At 68.7% G+C, this 18,358-nt stretch carries 17 protein-coding genes; 13 read left to right on the top strand and 4 right to left on the bottom strand.

From position 1 onward, the window contains the following. Window positions 1-319 precede the first annotated feature (319 nt). From AB0B91_RS07110 to treZ, 5 genes are all read left to right on the top strand, one after another. On the top strand, window positions 320-541 hold the full coding sequence (locus tag AB0B91_RS07110) for a hypothetical protein (RefSeq protein ID WP_358316949.1): 222 nt from the start codon (window positions 320-322) through the stop codon (window positions 539-541). Next, a complete protein-coding gene (locus AB0B91_RS07115; protein ID WP_358316952.1) occupies window positions 538-1,089 on the top strand; it encodes a hypothetical protein in 552 nt (183 codons plus the stop codon). The genes AB0B91_RS07110 and AB0B91_RS07115 overlap by 4 nt, the downstream gene beginning before the upstream one ends. 173 nt (window positions 1,090-1,262) lie before the next feature. Further along, a complete protein-coding gene (glgX, locus tag AB0B91_RS07120; protein ID WP_358316955.1) occupies window positions 1,263-3,356 on the top strand; it encodes a glycogen debranching protein GlgX in 2,094 nt (697 codons plus the stop codon). After that, complete coding sequence (treY, locus tag AB0B91_RS07125) at window positions 3,349-5,526, top strand: malto-oligosyltrehalose synthase (RefSeq protein WP_358316958.1); 2,178 nt, start codon at window positions 3,349-3,351, stop codon at window positions 5,524-5,526. Before glgX ends, treY begins: the two co-directional genes overlap by 8 nt. After that, the gene (treZ, locus tag AB0B91_RS07130) at window positions 5,516-7,228 is read left to right on the top strand and encodes a malto-oligosyltrehalose trehalohydrolase (protein WP_358316961.1); all 1,713 of its coding nucleotides are present in this window, start codon (window positions 5,516-5,518) and stop codon (window positions 7,226-7,228) included. The genes treY and treZ overlap by 11 nt, the downstream gene beginning before the upstream one ends. 353 nt (window positions 7,229-7,581) lie before the next feature. On the opposite strand, the gene AB0B91_RS07135 is transcribed toward treZ, so the two are convergent. Then, entirely contained in the window at window positions 7,582-7,731 is a 150-nt protein-coding gene (locus AB0B91_RS07135; protein ID WP_358316964.1) for a hypothetical protein, read from the bottom strand. 394 nt (window positions 7,732-8,125) lie between these two features. Between AB0B91_RS07135 and AB0B91_RS07140 the strand changes: the two genes are divergently transcribed. Next, entirely contained in the window at window positions 8,126-8,731 is a 606-nt protein-coding gene (locus AB0B91_RS07140; protein WP_358316967.1) for a hypothetical protein, read from the top strand. A gap of 139 nt (window positions 8,732-8,870) precedes the next feature. Here the strand turns inward: AB0B91_RS07140 and AB0B91_RS07145 are convergent, their stop codons facing one another. Next, on the bottom strand, window positions 8,871-10,229 hold the full coding sequence (locus tag AB0B91_RS07145; protein ID WP_358316970.1) for a transposase: 1,359 nt from the start codon (window positions 10,227-10,229) through the stop codon (window positions 8,871-8,873). 34 nt (window positions 10,230-10,263) lie between these two features. Between AB0B91_RS07145 and tnpA the strand changes: the two genes are divergently transcribed. Then, entirely contained in the window at window positions 10,264-10,680 is a 417-nt protein-coding gene (gene tnpA / locus AB0B91_RS07150; protein ID WP_358316973.1) for an IS200/IS605 family transposase, read from the top strand. Between the two features lie 203 nt (window positions 10,681-10,883). Here the strand turns inward: tnpA and AB0B91_RS07155 are convergent, their stop codons facing one another. Continuing rightward, on the bottom strand, window positions 10,884-12,020 hold the full coding sequence (locus AB0B91_RS07155) for a winged helix-turn-helix transcriptional regulator (protein ID WP_358316976.1): 1,137 nt from the start codon (window positions 12,018-12,020) through the stop codon (window positions 10,884-10,886). 62 nt (window positions 12,021-12,082) lie between these two features. On the opposite strand from AB0B91_RS07155, the gene AB0B91_RS07160 reads away from it, so the two are divergent. Genes AB0B91_RS07160 through AB0B91_RS07175 form a run of 4 tightly spaced genes read left to right on the top strand, consistent with a single transcriptional unit; the run spans window position 12,083 to window position 14,908 of the window. After that, entirely contained in the window at window positions 12,083-12,880 is a 798-nt protein-coding gene (locus AB0B91_RS07160) for an ABC transporter permease (RefSeq protein WP_358316979.1), read from the top strand. Next, window positions 12,880-13,809, top strand: coding sequence for an ABC transporter ATP-binding protein (locus AB0B91_RS07165; RefSeq protein WP_358316982.1), 930 nt, complete (start codon window positions 12,880-12,882; stop codon window positions 13,807-13,809). The genes AB0B91_RS07160 and AB0B91_RS07165 overlap by 1 nt, the downstream gene beginning before the upstream one ends. Next, complete coding sequence (locus AB0B91_RS07170) at window positions 13,806-14,090, top strand: hypothetical protein (protein WP_358316985.1); 285 nt, start codon at window positions 13,806-13,808, stop codon at window positions 14,088-14,090. The genes AB0B91_RS07165 and AB0B91_RS07170 overlap by 4 nt, the downstream gene beginning before the upstream one ends. Then, complete coding sequence (locus AB0B91_RS07175; RefSeq protein ID WP_358316988.1) at window positions 14,087-14,908, top strand: ABC transporter permease; 822 nt, start codon at window positions 14,087-14,089, stop codon at window positions 14,906-14,908. The genes AB0B91_RS07170 and AB0B91_RS07175 overlap by 4 nt, the downstream gene beginning before the upstream one ends. 104 nt (window positions 14,909-15,012) lie before the next feature. Here the strand turns inward: AB0B91_RS07175 and AB0B91_RS07180 are convergent, their stop codons facing one another. Continuing rightward, entirely contained in the window at window positions 15,013-16,608 is a 1,596-nt protein-coding gene (locus tag AB0B91_RS07180) for an FAD-dependent monooxygenase (RefSeq protein WP_358316991.1), read from the bottom strand. Window positions 16,609-16,852: 244 nt separating this feature from the next. On the opposite strand from AB0B91_RS07180, the gene AB0B91_RS07185 reads away from it, so the two are divergent. Both AB0B91_RS07185 and AB0B91_RS07190 read left to right on the top strand, forming a co-directional pair. Beyond that, the gene (locus AB0B91_RS07185) at window positions 16,853-17,425 is read left to right on the top strand and encodes an RNA polymerase sigma factor (RefSeq protein ID WP_358316994.1); all 573 of its coding nucleotides are present in this window, start codon (window positions 16,853-16,855) and stop codon (window positions 17,423-17,425) included. Next, window positions 17,418-18,266 (top strand): CU044_5270 family protein, encoded by an 849-nt coding sequence (locus AB0B91_RS07190; protein ID WP_358316999.1) that lies wholly within the window; start codon window positions 17,418-17,420, stop codon window positions 18,264-18,266. Before AB0B91_RS07185 ends, AB0B91_RS07190 begins: the two co-directional genes overlap by 8 nt. The last annotated feature ends 92 nt before the right edge of the window (window positions 18,267-18,358 follow it).

An 18,358-nucleotide genomic window follows, 5' to 3' on the forward strand; every position in this document is an offset into this window, starting at 1 on the left:
CCCAGGTGATTGCCTGTGGCATGTGAGTAAGGCAAACGTCACTGACACGTTCCTATGGCAATTGCCATAGGCATGCGCATTTCGGGTAAACAACCACCGAGAAGAAGAAGGAGGACGTGATGCCCGTAGGAGGACCCACCCGGTCCCGGAGCTCGGCTTCGACCGGCGCAGGGACCAGGACACGAAGCTGGACCGGTGTAGCCGCACCGGCCCAGCTGAAGAACGACCATCCCCCACTGCCAGAGCAGAAGGACGATCCACCATGGATGTTAGCAACATAACCAGAGAATCGACCGTTCGTAATCCCGTCCGTCGCCTTGTGGCCGGCCTGCTCGAAGTCCTCGACGCCTGGGCTTTCGCCGAGCTGGACGCCAGGGCCAGAGAGCGGGGCTGGCAGGTACGCCGGCCGGCCCCGCTCATGAGGGTCTATCGCGCCCCCGAGTTCGACACCTACGTACGCTGTGCCGCCTGCGAGGGCGAAGGCGTCACCAGGCGGGGTCTGTGCCGCGCCTGCCTGGGGTTGGGCAGAGTGCGGCGATGAACCGGCCGCTCCTGGATGAGCTGAACCGTGCCACCACCCCCATATCACGGCCGAATCCCCTGGTCGTGCTCTGGCGGTGGCGGTATGAGGTCGCGACGGTCGTCTGTCTGCCACTCCTCGCCTACCTGATCGTCAGCTCGTTCGGTCCCATCTCCCTGGCGGCGGTCGCTGTGCCCGCCGTGGTTGTCCTCTGGCCGTCCGCGCGGTCAGGGGCGTGGGGGCGGATCCGGTGCGTGGTCACCGCGCACCGGATCCGTGTCGGCCTCGTCGAGGCGTACGTCGTCAACAGGCGGGGCAAGATCCCGGTCATCGTGTGGTGCGCGCCGGCTCCGTTCGGGGAGCGGGTCTGGGTTTGGTGCCGGGCTGGGACCACGCCTTCGGCCATCGAGCAGGGGCGGGAGGTCATCGCGGCCGCCTGCTGGGCGACCGAGGTGGTCGTCCGGCCGCGCGCGGGCAGTCCGCACTGGGTGCTGCTCGACGTCATCCGGCAGGGGCGTTCCGTACGAACCCTGCCTGAGGAGCCTCGGTCCGCCAGAGGCATGCTGTGAACTCGGGCCGCCTCTGATACCGCGCCGTCAGAGGTGGCCCGTCGGCAAAAAGCGTGCAAAGCCGTCTTATGGGAAGGACCTGTTGATCCGCCGGGCCGGGCGGCTCCTTCGAGGCTGGGCTTGTCCGGCGAAGCGAGGGAACGGAACATGGGAAAGACGGCAAGGGAGCCTCGATGATCGAAATCTGGCCGGGAGACCCCTATCCTCTCGGGGCGACCTATGACGGGGCGGGCACCAACTTCTCCCTCTATACGGAGGCCGCCGACAAGGTTGAGCTCTGCCTGTTCTCCGAGGACAACGCGGAGTCCAGGGTTCCGCTCGCCGAGGTGGACGGGTTCATCTGGCACGGCTACCTGCCGGGCATCGGGCCGGGTCAGCGCTACGGCTACCGCGTCCACGGGCCCTACGAGCCGGCGCAGGGGTTGCGGTGCAATCCGGCCAAGCTGCTGCTCGACCCGTACGCGATGGCGATCGAGGGTGGTGTCACCTGGAACGAGGCGGTGTACGGCTACCCTTTCGGGCAGCCCGACGCGCGTAATGATGCCGACTCGGCGCCCTATATGCCGCGCTCGATCGTGATAAATCCGTTCTTCGGGTGGGGGCACGACAGGCCGCCCGCGACGCCGTACCACGACACGGTGATCTACGAGGCGCACGTGCGCGGCCTGACCATCAGTAACCCGAAGATCCCCGAGCACATACGCGGCACCTACGCGGCACTCGGTCACCCGGAGATCATCGATCACCTCACCAAGCTCGGCGTGACGGCGATCGAACTGATGCCCGTCCACCAGTACGTCACCGACGACATCCTGGAGCAGCGCGGGCTGTCCAACTACTGGGGCTACAACTCGATCGGCTTCTTCGCGCCGCACAACCGCTACTCCAGCCAGGGGCAGCGGGGCGGCCAGGTGCTGGAGTTCAAGGCCATGGTGCGGGCGCTGCACGAGGCGGGGATCGAGGTCATCCTCGACGTCGTCTACAACCACACGGCCGAGGGGAACCATCTCGGCCCGACGCTGTCGTTCCGGGGCATCGACAATCCCGACTACTACCGGCTGGTCGACGGCGACAAGCGTTACTACCTGGACACCACGGGCACCGGCAACAGCCTGCTCATGCGTTCGCCCCACGTACTCCAGATGATCATGGATTCGCTCCGCTACTGGGTCATCGAGATGCACGTCGACGGGTTCCGCTTCGACCTGGCCTCGACCCTGGCCAGGGAACTGCACGAGGTCGACCGGCTGAGTTCCTTCTTCGACCTGGTCCAGCAGGACCCGGTGCTGTCGCAGATCAAGCTCATCGCCGAGCCGTGGGACCTGGGGCCGGGCGGTTACCAGGTCGGCAACTTCCCGTCGCGATGGACGGAGTGGAACGGCCGCTACCGTGACACCATCCGCGACCTGTGGCGGGGGCAGCCCGCGACGCTGCCCGAATTCGGCTCCAGGTTCACCGGCTCCAGCGACCTCTACCTGGACGACAGCCGCCGTCCCGCCGCCTCGATCAACTTCGTCACCTGCCACGACGGCTTCACCCTGCAGGACCTGGTCTCGTACGACGGCAAGCACAACGAGGCCAACAAGGAGGGCAACCGCGACGGCACCGACGACAACCGGTCCTGGAACTGCGGTGCGGAGGGTCCGGCGGGCCCGGCCATCGAGTCGCTGCGCGAGCAGCAGAAGCGCAACTTCCTGACCACGCTCTTCCTGTCGCAGGGCGTGCCGATGCTCTCCCATGGCGACGAACTGGGCCGTACCCAGGATGGCAACAACAACGGCTACTGCCAGGACAACGAGCTGACCTGGGTCGACTGGTCCGACGTCAGGGAGAACTGGCTGCTGCTGGAGTTCACGCAGCGCCTGGCCGCACTGCGTAAGAAGCATCCGGTGTTCCGGCGCAGACGCTTCTTCTACGGCAAGCCGGTGCGCGGCCTGAGCGACATCGCGTGGCTCACACCGACGGGGGAGGAAATGACGGACGACGACTGGAATGTCGGATACGCCAAGTCGCTGGCCGTCTTCCTCAACGGCGAGGCGATCACCGAGCCCGACAGGCGCGGCCGGCCGATCAGGGATGACTCGTTCCTGCTGCTGTTCAACGCCCACAACGAGACGATCCAGTTCACGATCCCGAAAGACTATGGCGAGATGTGGCAGACCGAGATCGACACCGCCATGCCGATCTTCCTGGAAGTCCGGATGTGCCGAGCGGGGGAAGGGATCGCGGTGCCTGGTCGCAGCGTACGGGTGCTCCGGCGTGTCTAGGCCGGTGTCGACCTATCGGGTCCAGCTGACGCCCGACTTCGGGTTCGCCCAGGTGGGGGAGATCGCCGGTTATCTGCGGGATCTGGGCGTCAGCCACGTCTACCTGTCGCCGATCCTCCAGGCGACGCCCGGCTCGCTGCATGGCTACGACGTCACGGACCACTCCCGGATCCGGGAGGAGTTCGGCGGCGCCAAGGGGTTCCGCGAGATGGCCGAGCTGCTGGCCGCGCAGGATCTCGGCATCGTCCTCGACATCGTGCCCAACCACATGAACACCACGAACGCCCAGTTCTGGTCCGTGCTGGCCGAAGGCCCGGACTCGCCGTACGCCCGCTGGTTCGACATCGACTGGGACGGCGGGAAGGTGGCGCTGCCGGTGCTCGGCGATGACGTCGAGCCGGTGGTCGACGGCGACGTGCTGCGCTACCACGAGCACGTGTTCCCCCACCCCGGGCACTACCGGCTGGTCGACTGGCGTCAGGGGCCGGGCTACCGGCGCTTCTTCGACGTCTCGTCGCTCATCGGGCTGCGCGTCGAGGACCCGGAGGTGCTCTTCGCCACCCATGAGGTGATCTTCTGGCTGCTCGACGAGGGCCTGGTCGACGGGCTGCGCGTCGACCATCCGGACGGGCTGGCCGATCCGCGCGGCTACCTCGAACGGCTGCGTGCCAGGTCCGGCGGCGCCTGGACGGTCGTGGAGAAGATCCTCATCGGCGAGGAACGGCTGCCCGAGGACTGGGCCTGCGAGGGCACCACCGGCTACGAGGTCCTGAACCGGATCAACGGCCTGTTCGTCGATCCGGCCGGCGAGGCGCCGCTGGTCGAGCTGTTCACCCGGCTGACCGGTCAGCCGGCCGACTTCCGGCCGGTGGTGGCCGAGGCCAAGCGCGAGGTGATCGAGCTGTTCTTCGGCGCCGAGATCCGCCGCCTGGCCCGCGCCGCCGGCTGCGAACCCGCCGCGGTCGCCGAGCTGCTCGCCGCGATGCCGGTGTACCGGGCGTACATGACGCCGGGCGAGCCGCCCCCGCCCGAATCGGTGGAGATCGTCGAACGGGCCGCCGCCGAATGCTCGCCCGCCGTGCAGCCGTTCGTTCAGCAGGTCCTGTATGGCCCGGCCGACGTGATCACCCGGTTCCAGCAGACCTGCGGCCCGGTCATGGCCAAGGGGGTCGAGGACACCGCGCTGTACCGGTGGTTCCCCCTGTCGTGCCTGAACGAGGTCGGCGGCGATCCGGACCTGTTCGGCGTCCCGGTGGCGGAGTTCCACGCGCTCTGCCGTGAGCTGCGGCCGCACACGATGACCACGCTGTCCACCCACGACACCAAGCGGTCGGAGGACGTACGCGCCCGGCTGTCCGTGCTGTCGGAGCTGCCCGGCGAGTGGGCCCAGGCGGTGTCCGAATGGTCGGCGGCCGTGAGCTTCGACCCGCGGCTCGACTACCTGGCCTGGCAGAACCTCATGGCGGCCTGGCCGATCTCCGCCGAGCGGTTCGCGGAATACCTGCTCAAGGCGGCTCGGGAGGCGAAGACCGCCATCTCCTGGGTCAAGCCGGATCAGGGGTACGAGCAGCGGCTGCGCGACTTCGCGGCCGCGGCGGTGAAGCTGCCGGTGGGCGAGTTCACCGAGCGCGTCGACGCCTTCGCCATGGCCAACTCGCTCGGGGCCAAGCTCGTCCAGTTGATGATGCCGGGGGTGCCGGACGTCTACCAGGGCAATGAGCTGACCGATTTCTCCCTGGTCGATCCGGACAACCGGCGCCCCGTGACGTTCGGGCGGTCGCCGATGTCCCGCTGGGACGCGGCCAAGCTCGCCGTGACGACCCAGGCGCTGCGGCTGCGCCGCCGCCTCGACCCCGCCGCGCCGTACACGCCGATCCTGGCCGACGGGGAGGCGGCGGAGCACGCGATCGCCTTCGCCCGCGGCGACGAACCGCCGCAGGCGGTCGCGGTCGCCACGCGGCTCCCCGTCCGGCTGGCCCGCCGAGCGCAAGCCGAGGATGTACGCGTCGGAGAGCGGGAGATGTGCCTCGGCTGGGGCGGCACCACGCTGACCCTGCCCGCCGGCACCTGGCGCGAACTGCTCACCGGCGGCCTCTACACGGGCCGCATCCCCCTTGCTCACCTGCTCGCCCGATACCCTGTCGCGCTGCTGGAGAGACATGATCTTTGAGGTGTGGGCACCGAACGCCGCGACCGTGGAGGTCGACGTCTTCGACGGCCGCCGGGCGATGAGCGCCGGCGAGGGCGGCTGGTGGTCGGCCGACGTGCCCGAGGCCGGGCACGGGACCCTTTACCGGTACGTACTCGACGGCGAAGGCCCCTACCCCGACCCCCGCTCCCGACGCCAGCCCGACGGCGTCTTCGGGCCCAGCGCCGTCTACGACCACGCGCACTACACGTGGGCCGACCACGAGTGGACCGGCCGTGACCTGCGCGGCGCGGTGGTCTACGAGCTGCACATCGGCACGTTCACCCAGACCGGCACCTTCGAGGCGGCCATCGAGAAGCTGCCGCACCTCGTCGAGCTGTCCGTCGACTTCGTGGAGGTCATGCCGGTGGCCCCGGTGCCCGGCGGGCGCAACTGGGGCTACGACGGGGTGGATCTGTACGCGGTCAACGAGACGTACGGTGGCCCTGACGGGCTCAAGTCGTTCGTCGACGCCTGCCACCGCGCCGGCATCGGCGTCATCCTCGACGTCGTCTACAACCACCTGGGACCATCCGGGAACTTCCTGCACCCGTTCGGACCCTATTTCGCCGGGTTCGAGGGCAGCTACTGGGGCGAGGCGGTGAATCTCGACGGGCCGGGGTCCGATGAGGTGCGCCGATACTTCATCGAGAACGCGGTGCAGTGGCTGCGTGACTACCACATCGACGGGCTGCGGCTCGACGCCGTGCACGCGCTGCACGACAGGCGGGCCACGCACCTGCTGGCCGAGCTGTCCGACCAGGTGGACGCGCTGTCCTGCGCGGTGGGCAGGCCGCTGTCGCTCATCGCCGAGTCCGACCTGAACGACCCCCGCATGGTCCGCTCCCGCGACGCGGGCGGGCTGGGCATGACCGCGCAGTGGAACGACGACGTCCACCACGCCTTGCACTGCGCGGTGAGCGGCGAGAGCCACGGCTACTACGCCGACTTCACCAACCTGTCCACCCTGGCCAAGGCGCTGACCTGCGGTGTCGTGCACGACGGCGGCTGGTCGAGCTTCCGCGGCCGCACGCACGGCGCGTCGTTCGCCGGCGTGCCCGGTCACCGGCTGGTCGCCTGCCTGCAGAACCACGACCAGATCGGCAACCGGCCGCTGGGCGACAGGCTGCCGGTCTCCGCGCTCAAACTCGGCGCCGGGCTGCTGCTGACCTCGCCGTTCACTCCGATGCTGTTCATGGGGGAGGAGTGGGGGGCCGGTACGCCGTTCCTGTTCTTCTCCGACCACGTCGATGCGCAGTTGCGGGAGAGTGAGGGCGGGCGTCGGGAGCGGGAGTTCGACGGGTTCGGGTACGCGTGGGACGCGCCTGATCCGTCGCGGGTGGAGACGTTCGTGCGGTCCAAGCTTGATTGGGATGAGGTGAAGCAGGAGGTTCACTGGTCGTTGCTCTGCTGGTATCGGGACCTGATCGCGCTGCGTAAGGCGCTGCCTGAGCTGTCTGATCCGCGGTTCGATGGGGTTCGGGTGGAGTTCGATCCGGTGGGGAAGTGGCTGGTCATGTGGCGGGGGTCGCTGTGCGTCACCGTCAATTTCGGGGAGGACTCTGTGACTTTGCCGGTTTCTGTGGGGGCTGTTCTGTTGGCCTCTGATGAGCCGGTCGCTGCTGGTGAGGATGGTGTCTGGCTGCCGGGGCAGACGTTGGCGATCTTCAGATCGGCGCCCTGACCGGTACCTTTGTCCCCGGTACCTTTGTCCACAGCCCTGAGCCGGCGGCCGAGGGTTATCCCCAGAATGCCGTTCGCCTCCGCGTACCTGCCTTCCGGTCGCCGATCCTGAGTGCCTCACCGCACTCTGGAGGCCTTCGTGAAGATCACTCTCCCCTTGCCTGACCGGCTGACGTCCCACTTCATCGTCCCTGTCGAGCGGGTCCCCTTCGACATCGAGTCGTTCGTGCCATGGCGGGTCGGCAGGCCGTACAGACGGGCGGTGAGCGCGGCCCTGGGCAGTCCGCTCCTCACTGTCACCCATCACCGGACCCCTTGGCGACCGGCCGGCGTGACGCTGGCGGTCGAGGAGCGTCACCTGCTCCGCCGGGCCCAGCAGCACGTCATGATCTCTTCCACAGCGCCCCCGCACGCGCTGCCCACCAGCGTCCAGGTGGCCCGCGCCGCGGCCCGCGCGGTCGCCCAGGAGTGCGGCGGCCTGGTCATCGACCCACTGACCGGCATCACCCTCCTCACCTGCGAGCGAGACACCGATGACCCCACCGCTTCTTCACGGCCACACAGCTCGGGCGGCTTCCATTCGGCCGTCTCGGGATCGCCTTCCGGGCCGGTTGGTCGTCGTCGGCGACGAGAAGCCCCGACCCCATTCGGGGGGTCTGGTGCAGCCAGTTTTCGTGCAGTTGGCGAGCCCGCCGGTTTGCGGACCGCTGACGAGCCAGCCGGCTTCGGGACAGCTGATGAGTCGACTGGCTTGCGGACTGCTGGTGAGCCGCCCGCTGTCCGGACGGCGGGCGAACCGTCCGGATTCCGGACCGCAGGCGGGCCATATGGCTTCCGGACTGGGGGCGAGCCATCCGGCTTCCGGCTGGCCGATGATTGGCTGGGCTGGGACGTGCAAGTGCACGGGGACGCCACCTGCCCGCCGTGGGACCCGGCCGACACCGGCACCTGCGACTGCCTCCGCGTCACGTCCAGGGGGCTGAGTCGCTTCGGCCTGCCCGAGATCACACTCGACGGCGCGGCTTGCGCCCACAGTCTGTGCGCCACGCGCGTGCTCCGCAGAGTGGCCGACCACCTCGTCACCGATCACCTGGCCTTCGTCGCGACCCACCCGGACGCCACTGAGCGCGTGATCGACGACCACCAGCGAATAGAAGCCGCAGCCGGCCATGGCGGCTCACCGTTCACCGTCCACCTCACCCCCTGTGACGCCGACCCGTCCGGCCACGGCCGCATCGGCCGGCTCAAGGTCGGTCCGTCTCCCGGCGCCGGCCAGCTCGCCTACCTCAAAGCCGGTCCACCCCCCGCCATGGACCAGGCCGCCTCTCCCAAAGCCGGTCCACCCCCTGGCACAGCTCCTGTCACTCACCTCAAGGTGGGCCCGCCATCGGATTTCACCGGCTCGCTCAACGACTGGCTGTGCGCCACCCAGCGCACCACCCACGACATGCCGATGGTCGTCGGCTGTAACTTGACGGACCCGTCGCCAGCCCTCGTGGCATAACCGGCCACAGCCTTCCAAGGAGGAACCCACATGCTCACCGTTCGTAGAACCCATGTGGACGCTACGCTTTCGAAGACGTTGACCTTGACCTGCTCTCCGCCCTTAAGGACGGAGGTTCCCGTGCCGCTTTCGCGGCAGCTCATGCCGCTTGCGCGGCCCGTGCTGTGGAACGGGGTGCTTGACGCTTCACGGACCCGGATGGGTCTCCACGCCCTGGGACGACCAGCCCGGCCGCCCGATATCTGGCCAGCGTGTTCTTCGCCCCGACGATGTCGGCGTGCTCGGTGTGCCCGCAGGTGGTGCAGGAGAAGGCCGCTTGGCTCTCGCGGCTCTTGTCATCCACCTTCCCGCAGGCGGGTGCCGGGCACGTTTGTGACGTGTACGGGGCCGGGACCTTCGCGACGACGGTCCCGGTGTAGCGGGCCTTGCTCCGCAGGGCGCTCTCCAGGCCGTTCCAGCCCTTGTCCAGGATCGCCTTGTTCAAGGCGGATTTGGCCGCCGCCCCATTGCGCAGGTATCGGCCCACCTGGTCGGGGTCGGGCCTGGGCCGCACGGCGATGGTCATAGCGCCGATGTTGAGGTTCTCCAGGACCACGACGCCGTAGCGGCGGGTGAGCCGGTGCGCGGTCTGCGCGTTGAAATCCGCGCGACGCCACCGGACGCGGCGCATGATGTCACCCATCGCCGCGACGACCTGTCGACGCCGCCGGGAGCCCTTCTTCGAGCGGGCAAGCCGCCGCTGGAGCCGCAGATAGCGTTCCGCCTCGCCCGGAGCGAGGAACCCGGGATCGGCCTGCCTGTCCTGTTTGCGCTCAGGAGGCGGCACCAGGCTGGACACGCTGCCGGTTCCGGCGTGGCGGCGGTCGAAGAACTCCCCGTCGGAGGTGACCACGGCCGTGACCACACCCCGGTCCACCCCGGCGTGCGCGCCGGGATGGCTGTGGGGTTCCACCTGAGCCAGGCCGTCCTCCACCAGGAACGAGATGAACCAGTGCCGGCCGTCGCGGGAGACGGTCGCGGACTTCACCACCCCACCCAGCGGGCGCGACATCCGGAACCTTACCCACCTGAATTTCGGCAGGAACACCCGGCTCCACCTGCGGTTGATCCGCTCGACGGGGGTGTGGTTCGCGGTGGGGAACCGAAACGACGGCTTCCACTTCGTCCGCGACTTCCAACCGACCTTCCAGGTGCCGTGCTTGCGGCACGCCTGGTCCAGGTCCTTCAGCGTCTGCTGGATGACCTGGGCGGGGGCGTCGGCGAGCCAGTCGCAGTACGGATCTTTCTTCGCCTCGGCGAGCTGCGCGCACTGCTCCTCGTAGGTGAGGTACGCGCCTCGCCGCCGGTATTCGCGGCGCTGTTCGAGGCCGGTGTTCCACACGCTGCGGCAGATCCCGCCCAGCCGCTCGGCGAACACCCGCTGCCCGAAGTCGAACTCCAGCCGGTACTTGCGACCCGCCAACACGATGGAACACCCCTCGTCCACGGGGACGCTCATGCCTCACTGACTCGAACACATTATCATCTGGTCTATGAGCCGCGAAGTGGAATATCGGCGAGGCAGACATGTGGTTTCCGCGTTGCATGTCCATCTGGTCTTTGTCACCAAATATCGCAGAAACGTGTTCGACGACGCGATGCTGCGCCGCTGCGAGGACATCATGGTCGAGGTGTGCGACAGCTTCGAGGCCGAACTACGCGAGTTCAACGGCGAACACGACCACGTCCACCTCCTCGTCCACTACCCCCCGAAGATGGCGGTCTCCAAACTCGTCAACTCGCTGAAGGGCGTCTCATCCCTCTACCTGCGCAAGGAGTTCACCGGCCGGGTCAACCAGGCCATCATGCACGGCCACTTCTGGTCACCCTCCTACTTCGCCGCCTCCTGCGGCGGAGCCCCACTCACCATCATCAAGGCATACATCGAACAACAGCGCCGCCCCACCTGACCGGTTCTGGATCCGCGCAACGCGCCCCAGGCTGTCCCGCCTCCGGCGGCCCATCCCCGACAGGCCGCATTCACGCCCGGCCTGAACTGAACGCCGAGGCTTTCTGCGGACCTTCGGTAATGCCTTCGACCAGCGGTCGACCGGCGAATCGTTCTGTTAGTAGCTCGCAGGGGGCCGACGGTTCGCCCGGGGCGTGTGCGGGATCAGGTAATGGTCTCAGCGACTGTCAGTGCCTCGGTGATGGCGGCCGGGATGTCGAGTACGGGGAAGATGACGTGGCGGATCACGCGGAGGCGGTCCACGACCAGGATCAGGCGCTTGAGCCGCAGGGCTTGGCCGGCGCGGAACGTGGGGAGGCGGAGGGCCGCCGCGAGCCGCAGGTCCATGTCCGAGAGCAGGGGGAACGGGATGCCTTCCGCGGTGGCGAAGGCGGCTTGCTCATCAGGTCGTTGGGTGCTCACTCCGTGGATGGCGATGTCACGGGCGGCGAACTCGGCGTGCCTGTCGCGGAAGATGCGGTTCTCGAGCGTGCAGCCCACTGCCCCCGGGACCTGATTCCAGCCGGGCGGTAGCGGGGCGGGCATGCCCGTCGCCGGATAGCCGAACAGGACCGTCGCCCGCGCCTCCGCCACGACATCGACCAGCGGCGTTCGCTCACCCACCCCCGTTGGTCGGCCGACAGCGATCGGTGGACGGCTGGCGATCTGGCCGGAGGTGGGCGATGCGTGGTTGGTGGTGCGGGTTTGGTCGGTGGTGAGTGGTGGATGGGTGACCGCATCTCGGGGCTCGGCGGCGACGGTGTCGGTCTGGCCGGAGGTGGTCGGTGGGTGGTCGGCGGTGCTGGTCTGGTCGGTGATGGCGGGTAGCTGGTGGGCGGTGCCAGGCCGGTCAGTGGTGGCTCGCGGGCGGCTGATGGTGCCGGGCAGCGACAGAGGCTCTGGGATGCGGGTGCCGACCAGGGCGTGGACGCGGGCGGCTTCCGCGCTTCGTGGTGCCGCCACCCCTGTGAGGGTGCCGTCGCCGAGGAGCCAGCGGTCCGCCCAGTCCTGCATGGTGATCAGCATGGGTGCCAGCGCCCACCCCGCGTCCGTGAGCACGTACTCGTAGCGCACCGGCCCGCTCTGATACGGCTCCCGTACCAGCACCCCGTGCTCCACCAGGTGCTTGAGCCGTTCCGTTAGGACCTTGCGGGAAATGCCTAGTTCGCCCAGCAGGTCGTCGAACCGGCGGTGGCCGCGCGTCACCTCGCGGACGATGAGCAGGCTCCACCAGTCGCCCACCACGGCGGCCGCCTGCGCGATCGAGCACTCGGTGTCCTGCGAGCGCAGCTCTCTAGCCATACCGCGACTTTACCGCCAAGTGAGTCTCTGATAGAAACTCAGTCAGTTCCCAAAGGAGACTCATGAGCGTGGCATGGGCGACCCTGAGACGGTCGTGGTTGGTGACCAGGCGGGCCTACCCCTGGTCGTACTTCATCGGCAACCTGTTGCTGGGTGTCTTCACCATCGGGCTGGCCTATCTGGGGCTGCGGGCCGTGGCGGGTGGTGAGATCTCCGCGGAGTTCCGCGGGAAGGCGGGCACCGGCGACTATCTCGGATACATCGCTGTGGGCGCCGCCGCGTACATGTTCGTCGTGCACGGCATTCTCTGGACCGGCAAGGCGATGATCCAGGAGCAGCGCGAGGGCACGATGGGCGCGCTGATCGTGGCTCCGGCGCGGCGCCTGCCCTACCTGCTGGGGTTCTCCGCGTTCGCCTTCACCGCGGTGGCGGTCGAGGTGGCGGTGTTGTTCGGGTGCGCGGCATTGTTCGGGGTACGGCCGGCGCCGACGGGAGCGGTGGACGCGGTGCTGGCCGTGGCGGGGCTGGCGCTGGCGGTGTTCGGGATGTCGGCCGTGCTGAGCAACGTGATGATCGTCGCCGGTGAGGCGCACATCACCCAGAACAGTGTGTTCCACGCGATTGCCTTGCTGTCCGGGTTCGCCTTTCCGAGGGAGTACCTCCCTGAGGCGGTCCGATGGCTCGGCGAGGCGGTGCCGGTGACGGCCGCCATGGACGTGATCCGCGGCGTCTTCACCGGCGGCACCGGGCTGGATCCAGGCCGCCTCGCCGTAGCCGTCGCGCTCGGCCTCGCCTACACCGCCGCCGGATTCCTCGCGATGCCCTGGGCGGAGCGCAGGGCCATGGAACGGAGTTATTGATGATCGAGACCGTGAACCTGCGCAAGGAGTTCGGGGCGAAGGTGGCCGTCGACGGCCTGAACCTGTCGATCCCCGGCGGCCGCGTCACCGGGCTGCTCGGGCTGAACGGCGCCGGCAAGACCACCACCATCAAAATCCTGGCCACGCTGCTCCGGCAGACGTCCGGCACCGTCAGCGTGGGCGGCCTCGACCCGGTCAGGCAGCCACATGCCGTACGCAAGAGGATCAACCTGATCGCCGGCGGCGAGCGCATGGTCTACGCGCGCATGACCGGCCGGGAGAATCTCTGGTACTTCGGCCAGCTCTACGACATCCCCACCAAGGTGCTCAAGCCGCGCATCGGCCAATTGCTCGAACTCGTCGGGCTGACACATGCCGCCGGCACGCGGGTCGAACAGTACTCACGCGGCATGACCCAGCGGCTGTCCATCGCCCGCGGCCTGATCAACGACCCCGACTACCTGCTGCTCGACGAGCCCACGCTGGGGCTCGACGCGCCGATCGCCCGTGACCTGCGCAAGGTCGTGGCCGGGCTGGCCGAGCAGGGCAAGGGCGTGCTCCTCACCAGCCACTACCTGGCGGAGGTCGAGCAGCTCTGCGAGCACGTGTACGTGATCGGCGACGGCCGCCACCTCGCGGCGGGCTCGCCGGCCGAGCTGATGGCCCAGACCGGCTGTCATCGCACGGTCCGGATCACGGTCACGAACCTGTCGCCCCAGATCGAGGCCGCCGCGCTGGCCTTCGACAGCCGCGTACGCCTCGCACCGGGCGGGGTGGTCGAGCTGAACCATCCGGACGACCTGACCGGGGCGCTGACCACGACGATCATCGAGTCGGGCGGGACACTCGGCGGGCTGGAGATCGTGGAGCCGTCCCTTGAGGACGCGATCCTCGCGCTGAGCGACCGCTCGCTGGAGGTGGTCGCGTGATCGGGCGGCACGAGGGGACGGGTACGACCTGGTCGCCGTGCCGTACGGGGATGGGCGTGACGTCGACGTGGTGCCGCCTGCGGCTGGGCGTCACCCCGTTGTGGGCCCGGTCGGAGCTGGGTGCCACTCCGTCGTGGGCCCGCGCGGAGGTGGGTGCCACTTCGTCGTGGGCCCACGCGGAAGTGGGCGCTACGCCGTCGTGGTGCCGCACCGAGACCGGCACCGGCTGTACGGCCCGCGCGCTCGGCAACCGCACCAGCCGGTGGCAGGTGATGACGTGAGGCACGCGTTGAAGGTCATGCGGGCCGAGGCGCTCAAGCAGCACCGCCAGATCTTCGGCAGCAAACTGGTCCTGTTCTCGATGCTGGTCTGGCCGTTGCTGAAGCTCGCCGAGACCTACTACACGCTCCGGCCGCTGGCCGCGACGCCGGGCATCGCCGAGCGCTGGCCGCTCGCCGCCGACCCGGAACGGCTGCTGGCCTTCCTGGCCACGGGGGCGCTCGGGTTCACGTTCTTCTTCTCGCTGGTGCAGTCGGCCTGGCACTTCTCCATGGAGCGCCAGACCGGCACGCTGGAACTCCTCTTCCTGTCACCCGCGAACCGGCTTGCCGTGGTCGTCGCCAACGGGTTCGCCGCGCTGGTGCAGAACGCCTGGCTGTTCGCCTGTTTCGCGGTGGCGATGTTCACGCTGCTGGACGTGGTGAACGTGGCGCATCCGGCCATGTACGCGGTGGTCTTCCTGGCCATGCTGGTGCCCGCGGTGGCGTGGGGGGCGTTCCTGAACAGTGTGCTGATCTTCTCCAGGGACGCCGCCTTCCTCTACACGCTGCTGGACGATCCGATGTGGTTCGCCAGCGGGGTACGGCTGCCGGTGTTCGCGCTGCCCGGCTGGATCCGGGCCGTCGGCTCGGTGCTTCCGCTCACCGGCAGCCTGGCGGTCGTGCGCGGCGCGCTGCTCGACGGGCAGGGCATCGGCGACCTGGCCGGGGAGCTGGCCGGGCTGACCGTACTGTCCGGGGTCTTACTGCTCGCGGCGGTCGGGGCGCTCCGGCTGGGAGAGGCCCGAGCTCAGCGAACCGGGCAGTTGCGCCTGTTCTGAGGCGGGTTGCCGGTGCCACTTCGCTAGCGGCTCGCCTCTTCCGGGTGCCGTCAGCGTGCGGAGGCGGGGGTGCGCACGGGTGGTCGCGGCCCTCCTAGCCCCCGTCAGCGGCTGAGCACCTGCCTGAGGACGCGTTCGAGGGTGGTCGCGGGGTCCGGGTCGGTGCTCGGTGAGCGCCAGGCGACGTAGCCGTCGGGGCGGACCAGCACGGCGCCGCCCCTGCCCACGCCGTACCTCTCCGCCCAGCGGCCCTCGACGTCCATCAGCTCTTCGTCCACCAGCACCCGGGTGAGCTGGATGCGCAGCCGCTCCTTGACCAGCCGCCCGGCGTCCATCCAGGACCGCCCATCGGGCCCGGCGATCAGTACGAACCCGAACCCGAACAGATCGATGGTCGAGATCAGCTGGCCGTCCCAGTCGAGCGCCACGTGCGGGGCACGGCTGCCCGGACGCCCAGTCGGTACGCGCGGATCCTCCAGGAGAGCCCCGTCGTCACCGGGCTCCTCCAGGATCGCCGCCGAGCGGTAGCGATATCCGATGATGACGCCCATGGGGTCTTCGAGTGGTTCCGGGTAGTCGGTACGCATCGCGGGGGGCATCCGGACGCCGAGGTTCGCGAGCTGGGCGTCGGCCGTCAGCGTGCCGATGGGACGCCGTTCGGCATCGTAGCTGTCGAGGAAGTCCGGTCCGGCCTGCCCGGTCGCCACCAGCCAGAGCCGCCACGCGATGTCGCAGCCGTCCTGCAGCGCGGTGCTCCCGCCCTGCCCGCCGGTGGGCGGCATCGTGTGCGCCGCGTCGCCGGCCAGGAACACCCGCCTGTCGCGGTAACGGTCGGCCAGAGTGTGCGCCATGGCGAAGGTGGTCTTGTCGAGCACCCGAACGTCGAGGTCGGGCACGCCGGTCGCCACCCGTACCAGCTCGACGCAGCGTTCCTCGGTGAAGTCGGCCTCGCTCTCACCCTTGGCGGGGTCGTAGTTGACGCCCACCACATGCGAGCCCACGCCCGTGCCGGTCACGATGACGCCGGTGAAGACCTCGTTCTGCAGGTACCAGAGCGTGACCTCGCGCTCGCGTACCAGCTCGGTCAGATCGGCGTCGAACATGATCGAGCACATCAACCCCAGCTCACCCTTGCCTGAAGTGGGGAACCCCAGCCGGGTGCGCAACGGGCTGCGGAAGCCGTCGGCGGCCACGACGTAGTCGGCTCGTACGACGCTGTCGACGCCGTCCGCGCGGATGACCGCGGTGACACCCTCGGCGTCCTGCTCCAGAGAGACCAGCTCGGTGGAGAAACGCAGATCCGCCCCCAGTTCCTCGGCCTTGGCCCGCAGCACCCGCTCCACCTCCGCCTGCGGGGCGCCCACCTGCGTGACGGGTGTGACGTCGGCGAGAAAGGCGAACTCCTCCGCCTCGTTTGTCACGATCATGTGCGGGTTCGGGTCGGCCAGGTTGGGCGCGATCGCGATGCGCATGCCGTCACCGATGCCCTGCGAGATTTCCCGCAGCGACTGCTCGACTCCGGGCACCGGCCGTAGTAACTCGAGGGCTCTGGGTCCCACCCCGAAAGCCTTGGGCTGGATCGACGTACTGGGATGCCGTTCGACCAGCATGACGGGCACTTCGCGCCACGCCAGCAGCGCCGCCGCACTCAACCCGGCGTAACCGCCGCCGACGACAAGAACGGGTACTCGCTCGTGCACTGAACCCACCTCCGGGAACGCGTAATATCGCGTCATTGGTCGGAGCAACACGATATGTCGCGTTCAACAGACGGGTCAAGACATATCTCGAAATCGGGTTGAGGTGGAGGATCAATCCACGGGGTGTGCGTGGCGCCGATCCCCGACCCGAGGCACGAGCGCGGAAGAAGATCCTGGCTTGCGGCGAAGGATGGGGGAAAGTGACCACAACCCCGGAAGGCGGGCTTATGCCGGAGATAAGAACTTGATCGCCGACGTGGGCGAACAACTGACCGACGCTGAACTGGTCGTCCGGTTCCGGGGAAACCCTGACCTGTTCACCGCCGTGCACGACCGCTATTACCGCGACATTTACCTATATGTGGCCGGTCGGCTGGACACGCAGATCGCCGAGGACATCACGGCCGAGACGTTCCTGCTGGCCTTCGACCGGCGCGACCGGTTCGACCCGGAACGCGGGAGCCTGCGCCCCTGGCTGTTCGGCTTCGCCACCAACCTGATCGCCAGGCACCGGCGCAAGGAGACCCGCCACTATCGGGCGCTGGCCCGGCTGGGTCCGGACCCTGTCATGGAAGGCCACGAGAACCGGGTCGTCTCCTCTGTCGCCGCTCAGCGCATGCAGCCGTACCTGGCCAAGGCGCTCGCCGTGCTGTCCAGCGGCGAGCGCGACGTCCTGCTGCTGGTGGCCCTGGGCGAGCTCAGTTACGACGAAGTGGCCCAGGCGCTCGGCATCTCCACCGGCACCGTGGGCTCCAGGCTCAGCCGGGCCCGCACGAAGATCCACGCTCTCATCGACAAGGAGACCGTCCATGGATGATCTGGACAACACGCTCGCCACCCTGCTGGCCAAGCCGGAGCCGCCCACAGAGGCGATCAATGACAGCAGGGACCGGCTCCAGGACAGGATGCGGGGCCGGCGCGCGCGGCGGCGGATCGGGTGGCTGATGCCGGGACTCGCTCTGGCCACCGCCGCCGCGGCGGCCGTGACCGTGATCGCCACGAGCGTGACCGCGCCCGCCGGCGCACCGGTCTCGGGCAGGGAGGTCCTGCTCATGGCCGCTGTCAGTGCGGAACGTACGCCCGAAGGTTCCGGCGACTACTGGCACGTCACACGTAAGTGGAGCGACCCGGAAATGCCGCAGGAAGAGAGCTGGACCAGCCGAGACGGCAGACGCTGGTCCAAGGGCGAGCCGGGCGACCCTCCCGACGCCGTCGTCACGGACCCGGCCCCCCTCGCGCTCAAGGGCGTCAAGGTGGCCTTCGAGGACCTCGACCGGCTGCCGACGGATCCGGAGGCGTTGAAAGCGCGGATCGACGAGCTTCCGGTGGATGACAGCGGCCTGGCCGCATCCAAAGAGCGGAATCTCGCGCTGATCGCGCTGATCACGGAGCTGCCGGCGCCGTCGGAGGTCCGTTCCGCGGCGTTCCGAGCCCTGGCCGCGATGCCGGAGGTCAAGAGGACGGGCACGGTCGACGACGGGGAGGAGCTGCTGATCGCTGACCCTGACGGCGAGTCGGAGATCAAACTGGTCGTCGATCCCGACACCGCTCGGGTGACGCGCACCAACTATCTCCTCGGCGACGACGGCAGCATCGCGGGGGACCCTTTCGGATTCATCTCGGTGACCACCGACTGGACGGACCAGCCTCCCCAGTAGACGCCGCCGCTCCCAACCAGCGAATGATCTCGCAGGCCATGGCCTGGCCGGCCACAGGGGCGCCCGCCAGGTCCGGCCGGTGAGAGGACCCG

This window comes from Nonomuraea sp. NPDC049141 (assembly GCF_040648415.1).
GTDB lineage: Bacteria > Actinomycetota > Actinomycetes > Streptosporangiales > Streptosporangiaceae > Nonomuraea.